Origin of the sequence: Actinomadura sp. B10D3, from assembly GCF_039871695.1 — a bacterium.
In the GTDB taxonomy this organism is placed as follows: Bacteria; Actinomycetota; Actinomycetes; order Streptosporangiales; family Streptosporangiaceae; genus Spirillospora; species Spirillospora madurae.
In genome coordinates this window covers 325,093-332,274 of the sequence record NZ_JBDPLY010000005.1, presented here as the reverse complement: position 1 = coordinate 332,274, position 7,182 = coordinate 325,093, and the positions used below count along the sequence as shown (strand labels likewise).

The 7,182-nt window shown below is 74.1% G+C and carries 7 protein-coding genes and 1 tRNA gene; all 8 read right to left on the bottom strand.

All coding sequences use genetic code 11. From position 1 onward, the window contains the following. Positions 1 to 123: 123 nt before the first annotated feature. Positions 124 to 558, bottom strand: coding sequence for a CBS domain-containing protein (locus ABGB11_RS12260; protein WP_347631952.1), 435 nt, complete (start codon positions 556 to 558; stop codon positions 124 to 126). A 186-nt stretch (positions 559 to 744) separates the two neighbouring features. Further along, complete coding sequence (locus ABGB11_RS12255; RefSeq protein WP_347631950.1) at positions 745 to 2,358, bottom strand: NAD(P)/FAD-dependent oxidoreductase; 1,614 nt, start codon at positions 2,356 to 2,358, stop codon at positions 745 to 747. Between the two features lie 50 nt (positions 2,359 to 2,408). Next, the gene (locus tag ABGB11_RS12250; protein ID WP_347631948.1) at positions 2,409 to 4,178 is read right to left on the bottom strand and encodes an SDR family oxidoreductase; all 1,770 of its coding nucleotides are present in this window, start codon (positions 4,176 to 4,178) and stop codon (positions 2,409 to 2,411) included. A gap of 78 nt (positions 4,179 to 4,256) precedes the next feature. Continuing rightward, complete coding sequence (locus ABGB11_RS12245) at positions 4,257 to 5,189, bottom strand: metal-dependent hydrolase (protein WP_347631946.1); 933 nt, start codon at positions 5,187 to 5,189, stop codon at positions 4,257 to 4,259. A 161-nt stretch (positions 5,190 to 5,350) separates the two neighbouring features. Beyond that, complete coding sequence (gene fdhD, locus ABGB11_RS12240; protein ID WP_347631944.1) at positions 5,351 to 6,163, bottom strand: formate dehydrogenase accessory sulfurtransferase FdhD; 813 nt, start codon at positions 6,161 to 6,163, stop codon at positions 5,351 to 5,353. Between the two features lie 48 nt (positions 6,164 to 6,211). Beyond that, complete coding sequence (locus tag ABGB11_RS12235) at positions 6,212 to 6,838, bottom strand: trimeric intracellular cation channel family protein (RefSeq protein WP_347631942.1); 627 nt, start codon at positions 6,836 to 6,838, stop codon at positions 6,212 to 6,214. Next, complete coding sequence (locus ABGB11_RS12230; RefSeq protein WP_024936715.1) at positions 6,835 to 7,026, bottom strand: DUF3099 domain-containing protein; 192 nt, start codon at positions 7,024 to 7,026, stop codon at positions 6,835 to 6,837. Before ABGB11_RS12230 ends, ABGB11_RS12235 begins: the two co-directional genes overlap by 4 nt. 53 nt (positions 7,027 to 7,079) lie before the next feature. Next, positions 7,080 to 7,175: transfer RNA gene (locus ABGB11_RS12225), tRNA-Sec, on the bottom strand. Positions 7,176 to 7,182: the final 7 nt, after the last annotated feature.

Here is a 7,182-nt window from a genome sequence, read left to right as displayed (position 1 = left end):
ACCAGGTCATTGACCAGGGCCTGCACTGGTCGATCATCCGCCGCGAGCATCAGGCCCGAGCACGCCGAAGCCACTTCCGGCGACGCCTACACCTCCAAGTCCTACAGATCTAGTGATGTAGTACTAGGGGGCGCGCTGGATGTAGTCCACGAGGTGCGAGCGCTCGCTCTCCAGCTCGTCGATGGCGCTCTTGACGACGTCGCCGATGCTGACGATCCCGGCGAGCCGGCCGCCCTCGACGACGGGCACGTGCCGGAACCGGTGCTCGGTCATGGCCTGCCGCAGGTCGTCCACCCGGTCGGCGGGCCCGCAGCTGCGGACCTCGGACGTCATGATCTCGGAGACGGGACGGTCGAGCAGGGCCGCGCCGTGCTCGTGCAGCCGCCGCACCACGTCCCGCTCGGAGGCGATGCCGGCGATCGACGCGCCGTCGGGCGAGACCACCACCGCCCCGATGTTGTGCTCCGCCAGGACGGCGAGCAACTGCCGCACGGTGGCCTCGGGCCGTACCGTGGCCACCGCGTCTCCCTTCCTCCGCAGGATGTCGCGAATCCGCATGCCTCACGCTCCGGTGCCGGTTCGGACCTGGGACGACGGCCGCCGGGGGCGGGGCCGGTCGCCGGGCTTGTTCTACGAAGGTCGCATGTTCCGGCGTCCGGGGAAACCCCGAGCCGGTAAACCTCCGCGTCCTCGCGCCGGGAATACGGGCCGTGTCCTGGAATCGCCCCCTAGCGCCCGCGGGCGCTAGGGGGCGAGGAGGCGGGACAGGGCGTTGAGGGCGGGGGTGAGGAGGCGCCCCCCGGGGCCGGCGTGGGCGAGCGCCGCGCGGGCGGCGTTGGCGCCGCACGCGCCGTGCACGCCGCCGCCGGGATGCGCGGACGCGGAGGCCAGGTAGAGGCCGGCGACCGGTGTCTCGGCGCGGCCGAGGCCGGGGACCGGACGGAACACGAACTGCTGGTGGACCATCGCCGTCCCGCCGTTCAGCGCGCCGCCGCGCAGGTTGGCGTCGTGCTCCTCGAACGCGGGCGGGGCGGTGACGCGGCGGTCCAGGATCGCCTCGCGGAAGCCGGGCGCGAGGCGCTCCACGGCGTCCTCCAGTCGGCGCGCCATGGCCGCCTGCTCGCGTTCGTCCCAGGCGCCGGTGATGCCGTCGTTGCCCGCGTCGGCCTTCACCCGGTACGGGACGTGGGTGTAGGCCCACACCGACTCGCTCCCGGCGGGGGAGCGGGTGGGGTCGGCGGTCGTCATCTGGCCGAGGAGCGCGAACGGCTCGGACGGGACGCGCCCCGTGGCGAGGTGCGCGCTGTAGCCGGTGAGCGCGTCGACGCCGGGGGAGAGGTGGACCGTCCCGGCGCGCCCGGCGTCGGGGGAGGCCCAGGGGATGGGCCGCGACAGCGCCCAGTCGACCTTGAAGGTGGCGCTGTCCCACTCGAAGCGGCGCATGTCCGCCCGGAGCGAGGCGGGCAGGTCCGCCCAGCCGACGAGGCCGCCGTACAGGGCCGGCGCCGACACGTCCGCCAGCACGGCCCTGGTGGCCCGCACCGGCTCGCCGTCCGCGGTGCGGACGCCCAGCGCGCGCCCGTCCCGGATGACGACCGACGCGACCGGGGTGCCGCAGCGCACCCGCCCGCCCCGCGACTCCAGGCGCCGCACGAGCGCGGCCGTCAGCTCGCCCGCGCCGCCCTCGGGGACGGGCCACCCGTCCCGCTGGCCGATCATCGCCAGGAGCCAGCCGAAGACCGACCCGGCCGTCGTCTCGGGGAACACGTCGGTGTGCAGCGCCGATCCGGCGAGCAGCAGCGGGCCGCCCGGTCCGGTGAACTCCTGCTCGCCGAGCGAGCGGACGGGCGCCAGCAGGGAGCGCAGGACGCGGAGGCCGCCCGCGCGCCGCGCCGACACCGCCAGCGGCAGCGCCGCCCGGACCGGTGGGAACGGGGTGAACAGGACGCGCAGGAAGTCCTCTCCCATCTCATCCCAGATACGGCAGAGCCGGAGCCAGGCCTCCCCGTCGCCGGCGCCGAGCGCGTCGAGGCCGCCGGCCGTCGCGTCCCGGTCGCGTTCGAGGACCGCGCAGCGCCCGTCCGGCAGAGGGTGGGCGAGGACGGCCGGGGCGTGCCGCCAGCGCACCCCGTGCCGTTCGAGCTCCATCGCCCGCATCACCGGCGACGCCACGCCGAGCGGGTAGAACGCGCTGCACAGGTCGCTGACGAAGTCCGGGTGGACGCCCCGGTCGCTGCGCACGGCACCGCCGGGCTCGGGCTGAGCCTCCAGGACCTCCACGTCCCAGCCCGCGTCGGCGAGCATGTTGGCCGCCACGAGCCCGTTGTGGCCCGCGCCGACGACCACGGCGTCCGCCATGTGGCACCGCCTCCCGGTGATCACCCTACGGGTACCCGGGCGGGCGGCGTTCAGCCCACGTCGAGCCGGGCGAGGAGCCGCAGCAGGCCCGGCGCCGCCCGGGACGCCAGGGAGGCGACGCGCGCCTCGGGCGTGACCGGGACGACCGCGCGGTCGCGGCGCACGGTGGCGACGATCCGCTCCGCGACGCGCTCGGGCCCGAACCCGCGGCGCGCGTAGGCCCGCGCCACCCGCTCCCGGCTGCGAGCCTCGCCGGCGGCGCCCTTGCCGACGAACCGGGCCGCCCGGGTGATGCCGGTGTCGACGATCCCCGGGCAGACGGCGCTGACGGCGATGCCCTCGCCCTTCAGCTCGGCGCGCAGGCACTGCGACAGCATGAGCACGGCCGCCTTGCTCGTCGAGTAGGCGGGCAGCGCGCGGGACGGCGTGAACGCCGCCGCCGACGCCGTGTTGACGATGTGGCCGCCCTGCCCGTGCTCCACCATCTGCCGGGCGAACAGCCGCGAGCCGTGGATGACGCCCCACAGGTTGACGTCCAGGACCTCGCGCCAGTCGTCGGCGGTGTGGTCCAGGAAGGACCCGGCCATGCCGATCCCGGCGTTGTTGACGACGACGTCGGGCACCCCGTGCCCGTGCAGGACGGACTTGGCGAAGTCCTCCATCGCGGCGGGGTCGGAGACGTCCACCTGGAACGCGTGGCCGGGCCGCCCGGCGCGTGCGGCGAGCTCGGCGGTGCGCTCCGCGGCGGCCGGGTCGATGTCGGCGGCGATCACCTCGGCGCCGCGTTCGGCGAAGGCCAGCGCGGTCGCGCGGCCGATGCCGCCGCCCGCGCCCGTCACGACGACGAGGGACCCCTCGAAGGCGCCCCGGTCCTGGCCGACCCGGGCGCGTCTGAGGGCGCGGGACTCCGCGGCGCCGAGCGGGCCGCCCTGGACGCCGGTGATGTGCTCGGTGATCCAGCGGGCGACGACGTCCGGGTGGCTGCGCGGCACCCAGTGCCCGGCCGCGATCGGGCGCAGCGAGAGGTTCGGGACCCGTTCGGAGAGCCGCCCGACCAGGTGCGGGGAGACGAACAGGTCCTTCGTCGGGACGATGACCTGCGTCGGCACGTCGGTGCGGCGGTCGCGGGGTCTGCGGAGGCGCTGGAGCACGTTCGCCCGGTAGAGCCCCACCCCGGCCGCGGCGTCGCGGGCCATCGTCCTGGCCGGGTGGCCGTCGCGCGGGGCGACGCCCTCGCCCAGCTCCAGCGCCTTGGCGAACGGCTTGGACAGTCCCGCCATCCACAGCAGCTCGGGCAGCAGCGGCGTCCGGAAGAAGTAGATGTACCAGGAGCGGGCGGCCTGCCCCATCGCCCGCCGCAGGTTGGACGGCGTCGGGCGGGCCAGGTTGCGCCGCGTCCAGTGCGCGACGTGGTCGAGGCACGGCCCGGAGATCGAGGTGAAGGACGCGAAGCGGTCCGGCATCGTGCAGGCCGCCTCCCACGCCTGGATCGATCCCCAGTCGTGCCCGACGAGGTGCACCTTGCGCTCCGGTGCGGTGGCGTCCAGCACGGCCTGCATGTCGGCCATCAGGTAGGAGAACGTGTAGCGCCTGCGCCCGAACGGCCGGGACGACGCGCCCGCCCCCCGCACGTCGTACCGGACGACGTGGAACCGCTCGGCGAGACGTCCGGCCACCTCGTCCCAGACCGCGTGGGTGTCGGGGTAGCCGTGGACCAGCAGGACGGTCGGGCGGGATCTGTCGCCCTGCTCGTACACGGCCAGGTCGACGCCGTCGCCCCGGACGCGCCTCGTGATGACGGGTGGTGCGGGGGGTGTCATGGCGTGTCTCCCGTAAGGTCTGGAGGAACCGTACACCGGCTCCGCGGCCCATGCGCGCGGGCGAGCGCCACTTCCGGGTTAGTACGGGTCGTAGCCCGCGGCCCTTGCGGCAGGGGACCGCTTCAGGTACTCCAGCGCCCGCGGCGTCGAGCACACCTTCGACGGGTGGTGGTTCGGCTTGAGATAGACCGGCGCCTCGCCGAGCAGCAGCTTGAAGATGCCCGGGACGTGCCCGAGCCGGACGGACCGGCGGTACGAGCGGTAGACGCGCAGCGGCGTCACCCTCCGCTTGATCGTCGGGTCCTGCTTGAGCAGGTACAGGGAGCCGCCGATCAGCGCCCAGTACAGGAAGAACAGCGACACCGTCCACGCTGCGACCCGGGTCGCGTACCCGCCGCCCATCGCCTTGTAGACGTCGAACACCACCGACCGGTGCTCGACCTCCTCGGCGCCGTGCCAGCGCAGCAGGTCCAGCATCGTCGGGTCCACGCCGGACTTCTCGAACCGCTCGTTGTCCATGATCCACTGGCCGAGCACGGCGGTGTAGTGCTCGATCGAGGCGACCGCGGCCAGCTCGAACCGCAGGCGGCGCCGCCACGCCCGGGGGTTGCGCTCCTTCAGCGCCGCCATCTGCGCGGGCCGCTCGGCGTTGCCGCGGGCCGCCGCGTCGGTGATCTTCGAGACGTCGATCCCGGCGCGCTCCAGGATCTGGTCGAGGACGCCCTGGTGCGAGCGCGCGTGCACCATCTCCTGGCCGATGAACCCCTTGATCTCCTCCAGCAGCCGCTCGTCCTTGATGTAGGGGCGCGCGTCCTTGACGCACTGGATGAACCACTTCTCGCCCTCGGGCAGGACGATGTGGAACGAGTTGATGATGTGCGTGGCCACCGGGTCGCCCGGCACCCAGTGCAGGGGCGTGTTCGACCAGTCGAAGGTGACGCGCCGCGGCTTGATCGGAGGATGGCGCTCGTCGATGGACGCCGCCGCACCGTTCGCCAGGGGCCTCGTCATACGGTCCTCGCCTTCCACACGCATGGAGCCGCGCGGTGCGGGGGCGCCCGCACGCGTACGCATCGGGGAAGCAGTCAACTCCAGTGAAGCGATGCGTTTCTTGAGGCCGGTCCAACAAGTTACCCGTTGGTTTTCGGCCCGTGATGACAAGTGGCGCCGCGCTACAGGGCGATACGCTCCGCACCCGCGTAGACGTTCATGGTCTCGCCGCGCAGGAAGCCGACCAGCGTCATCCCGGCGTCCACGGCGAGGTCGACGGCCAGCGACGACGGGGCCGACACCGCCGCCAGCACCGGCACGCCCGCGGTCATCGCCTTCTGCGTCAGCTCGAACGACGCGCGCCCGCTCACCATGAGGACCGTCCCGGCCAGCGGCAGCCGGCCCTGCCTGAGCGCCCACCCGACGACCTTGTCGACGGCGTTGTGCCGGCCGACGTCCTCCCGCAGCGCGAGCAGCTCGCCACCGGCGTCGAACAGCCCGGCCGCGTGCAGGCCGCCCGTCCGGTCGAACACGCGCTGCGCTTCGCGCAGCCGCCCCGGCAGCGCGGCGAGGACGTCCGGGGTGAGCCGGACCGGATCGCCGGCCACGTCGTACGGCCGGTCGTCGCGCAGCGCCTCGATGCTGGACTTGCCGCAGACCCCGCACGCGCTCGTCGTGGTGAACGCCCTGGTCATGGAGTCGTCCGGGGGCGGGACGCCGGGAGCCAGCGCGACGTCCAGCGTGTTCTGCTCGGCGGTGTCGGCGCAGTACCGCATCGTCGCGAGGTCGGCGGCGTCCCCGATCACGCCCTCGGCCGCCAGGAAGCCGGCGACGAGGTCGAAGTCGTGGCCGGGCGTGCGCATTGTGATGGTGAGCGGCTTGCCGGCGACGCGGATCTCCAGCGGCTCCTCGACCGCGAGGGTGTCGGGCCTGCGGCCCCGCGTGCCGGTGGTGCTCACCCGCAGCACGGGCCGTCGCACGGTGATCCGCCCCATGATGGGGACGGTACCCCGATACGCGCCGGTAATGAACGGGCGCCGGGGTCAGTCGGGCATGCCGCGCGGCCGGGGCGCCCGCCAGCCGTACCGCATGGCGACCACCCGGAGCCCGAACGCCAGGACGGCGCCGCCCGCGGCGAAGGCCGCGCCGTGCAGCCCGGCCCCGTCCGCGGCCGCCGTGACGGCGGCGCCGAGCAGCGCGGGCAGCGCGTACAGCTGCCGGTCGTAGAGCACCGCCGGGATCTGCCCGCTGAGCACGTCGCGCAGGATGCCGCCGCCCACCGCCGTGACGACACCGAGCAGCACCGCATGGATCGGCGACAGCCCGTGGTCGAGGGCCTTGATCGTGCCGGTCGTGCAGAACAGGCCGAGCCCGGCCGCGTCGAACAGCAGCACCGCCGGAAGCAGCCGGGTCACCTGGGGATGCCAGAAGAACACCAGCGCCGACGCCGCCAGCGGGACCAGCACGTACCCGAGGTCGGTGAACGCCGCCGGGGGCACCGCCCCGATCACCAGGTCGCGGATGATCCCGCCGCCGAGCGCGGTGATCTCGGCCAGCACCACCATGCCGACGACGTCCAGCCGCTGCCGGACGGCAGCCAGCGCACCGGACACCGCGAACACGAAGATCCCTGCGAGGTCCAGCACGGCCGCGACGCCCGGCCCCGTCACTCCCGGCGGTCCGTCCGGTCGATGTTCCAGTTCGCCACCACCGCCGCGAACGGCGGGATCACCAGCGCCGCCACCGACATCGCGATCGCCGCGGCGTGCGAGTAGAACCGCACCACCGCCCAGGCCAGCACGAACAGGGTGAGGCACGTCCCCATCATCACCCCGTAGGCCGCCTTGCGATGCCTCATGCCCTCACCGTACGCGGCGCCCGTGCCGGGGCGAGAAGGCCCCGGAACGGAGGTGGCGGAGGCGTACGGGAATCGAACCCGCCGTCCCGAGATCCTCGGGACCGTCGGCTTTGAAGGCCGGGGAGGCCACCAGGCGCTCACACGCCTCCGCAGGTG